The organism is Methylocystis sp. (assembly GCF_021731785.1).
Classification (GTDB): domain Bacteria; phylum Pseudomonadota; class Alphaproteobacteria; order Rhizobiales; family Beijerinckiaceae; genus Methylocystis.
Genome location: NZ_JAKFWS010000077.1, coordinates 1 through 2734, shown reverse-complemented (window position 1 = coordinate 2734; position 2734 = coordinate 1). Strand labels below are relative to the sequence as shown.

Annotated in this window: 3 protein-coding genes and 1 pseudogene; 3 read left to right on the top strand and 1 reads right to left on the bottom strand. The window is 56.1% G+C overall.

What is annotated here, in order from left to right; translation table 11 throughout:
* Together QZ964_RS13460 and QZ964_RS13455 are read left to right on the top strand one after the other, a co-directional pair.
* Nucleotides 1–165: pseudogene (locus QZ964_RS13460) on the top strand (IS3 family transposase); the annotation flags it as partial.
* Between the two features lie 151 nt (nt 166–316).
* On the top strand, nt 317–538 hold the full coding sequence (locus QZ964_RS13455) for a hypothetical protein (RefSeq protein WP_292532168.1): 222 nt from the start codon (nt 317–319) through the stop codon (nt 536–538).
* 639 nt (nt 539–1177) lie between these two features.
* Here the strand turns inward: QZ964_RS13455 and QZ964_RS13450 are convergent.
* Nucleotides 1178–1612, bottom strand: coding sequence for a hypothetical protein (locus QZ964_RS13450; RefSeq protein WP_292532167.1), 435 nt, complete (start codon nt 1610–1612; stop codon nt 1178–1180).
* 385 nt (nt 1613–1997) lie between these two features.
* Here QZ964_RS13450 and QZ964_RS13445 point away from each other — a divergent pair, with 385 nt between their 5' ends.
* Complete coding sequence (locus tag QZ964_RS13445; protein WP_292532166.1) at nt 1998–2474, top strand: hypothetical protein; 477 nt, start codon at nt 1998–2000, stop codon at nt 2472–2474.
* Nucleotides 2475–2734 lie beyond the last annotated feature (260 nt).

Sequence of the window (2734 nt, the reverse complement as noted above, 5' to 3'; positions counted from 1 at the left end):
TTCGTCGATCACTACAATCATCGCCGCTATCACGAGAGCCTGAACAATCTCGCGCCCGCCGACGTCTACTGCGGACGCGGCGCAAAAATCCTGCGCGAAAGAGAAAGGATCAAACGCATCACAATCGGGAATCGACGCTTGCAACATCAAATGACCGCCGCTTAAACTCAATCGTCAGGTGAGTCGCATCCTCCACTAAATTGCAGCCCAGCCTGCCTCAAATCATTCGACGACGGACATTCCAACCCTCTCCTTTCGATTACTCTATGGCTTGCTGATCATGCGGCACGACCGTCGGAGGATATTGTGGTTAGGCGTGACCGCGCATCCCACTGCGGAATGGATCGCCCGCCAGCTCACCGAAGCTTGCGGCTGGGAACAGCCGCCGAAATATCTTATTCGCGACCGTGACGGCGCCTATGGCGACGTCTTCAAACGACGTGTCCGCGCCATGGGCATTCGCGACCAGCCTATGACTCCGCGCTCGCCTTGGCAAAATGGACATTGCGAACGATTGATCGGCTCTGGTCGGATTTAATTTCCGACAAGGATAGCCGGCGCTGGTCCGCCGATTTCGACCGCGCTATGTCACCTGCTGATGCTCGACCGGTATCTGAGGGCGTGTGATGACTGAGACAGAGAAGCTGCTAAGAGACATCGAGACCTTGCGAGAGTCGATACAGATCGACTGGGACGACCTCCACTCCAATCCTCTTAGAGAGGAAGAGAGAAACATCGTCCGAACTCATTTAGAGGCCTGCCAGGCAGAGCTTAAGAAGCTCATTGAACGATTCTTGGCCTCGAGCGAGAACAGACCGAGTTAGAGCCGCACACACTGAGCGAGCTTACCACTTTCGTGGCATTGACACGTTAATCGGCGAAATTCGGACGGATGGGTTATGGTGGCCGATGAAACGGCTTTGTCACATTAGCGGCTTGCCGCCCCTGACCTCTGGCCCTTATCCTGCATGAGGACCAAAATCAGCTACGCCGGTTATCGCTTTCCGCCCTTGATCATTCGACAGGCGATCTGGCTATATGTCAGATTGGCTTTGACACGTTAAGCTGTTTTACTTGTCAAGCGTCTTAATCGGTCACCATGCGTCACAGGGAAATCAACGGCTTGCGGGAGCACCATTACGCCAAAATGCCCTCAAATCCGCCATTACTTAACGTGTCAATGCCATTTGGCGACCGTCGACTGGGAGACCTCGAATCCGAGCTTCAGCAATTCGCCATGAATGCGCGGCGCGCCCCATAGCCGGTTCTCAGTGCTCATTCGCCGGATCAGCGCACACAGCTCCGTCGGAATCTGCTGCCGTCCGCCGCGTCGCCGTGACGTCCAGCGCCAATAACGGCGAAAGCCGGCCCGATGCCAGCGCACCAATGTCTCGGGCTGGATGATCGTCAGGACCTCGAGGATCGACGGAATCCATCGGTAAAGTTGGACGAAGAAGAGGCGGTCGCCGTTCGAAATCTCTCCTCGGCCTTTCACCTTTCGTTGCAGCACAACCAGCTGCTGCCGGAGCGCGGCATTCTCCGCCTCAAGCCGACTCTTCGACTTGAACGGCGACGTCAGAATGGTCAGCAGAAAGCGGATGAGCGCGATCATTGCGCTAGCTTAGCGGATTTCGGTGCCTCATCAACGTGGATGAGGTTTTCAGCACACACAGGGACGCAAATTGCCCTACCGGAACGACGGTGATCTCGGGCTCTTGCGTCGCTCGAGCTGGAAATAGCGCTTCACTTCAGAATTTCTGGCACGATTCCTCGAAGAATCGATGGACTTGCGCTTGGTCGGCGCCTGTGACGGAGGCGGATGTGCAAGCTGTGTGCGCCAAGTCGAATTAGCGATATCGTTGCTGGGCCACTGCACAATGCGTTGCTCATGGGCCGATGATTGCGCCGGGTACAGTATCTATATCAATTTTATCTATTCTTTGGCGCCAGCCTCGCGGGCTTCGGGGTCGTCGCCTTCCGGAGCGGGAAGACGACCTATGTTACGCTATATCGCGACGACGGACGCTCTCGCCGCAGGATTGAGGAGGACCGATATTAGTGTCGCCGGCGGCCGCGACAGCGGTCTTGTGGTGGGTCTGTCGAGAAGACTCTCGGATCCGGCCGTTGCAGGCAAGATCGAATCGACCAAATCGCTCAACGTCCAGAGGAAAAAGATGGTCAATGATCTGCACTCACCGGACTCTCTCGCAACTCGGGAAAGATGTCTCGATATAGCCTACCGATGGCTGACAGTTTGTGACAAGGCTTCATGCTACCTTAGGGCGGAAGCGCTAGCCAGCCTTACTGACGAAGAGTTGGCGCATCAATGCATTGCTAAATGGGGGCTCGACCTGCCTCAAGGCGATGACAATGACTTAACGTGGTTCGAGGCTTACGATGCGGAACCGAGTAACCTGATTGACGCGTTCGCGGCTGTTCGAGCGATATTCACCATGTCCACAAAAGGGGACTGATTCCTTCAGTGAGCACGACCCCAGCGTTTGCGCTCTCGCTCGCGCGGGGCGGATGACAGCGCCAATAGCTGCGGAACCCCGCTCGATGCCACCGCACAATGGTCTCGGGGCGAATGATTGAAAAGACCCCCTCTCCTTGTCGTAAACTCTATCCGGCTGGCGTGAGTCGGCGAATCGGACCATGCTGCCTCCCATGGCCGATATCTTCAAACTGATCTGCTGTGCGGTCATCGACCTGTTCCGATCAAGAGCGTCGCTTG

Bases quoted from the DNA above. Each gene is read 5' to 3' on its own strand.
- QZ964_RS13450 (WP_292532167.1), bottom strand. From the start codon at position 1,612: ATGATCGCGCTCATCCGCTTTCTGCTGACCATTCTGACGTCGCCGTTC.
- QZ964_RS13445 (WP_292532166.1), top strand. From the start codon at position 1,998: ATGTTACGCTATATCGCGACGACGGACGCTCTCGCCGCAGGATTGAGG.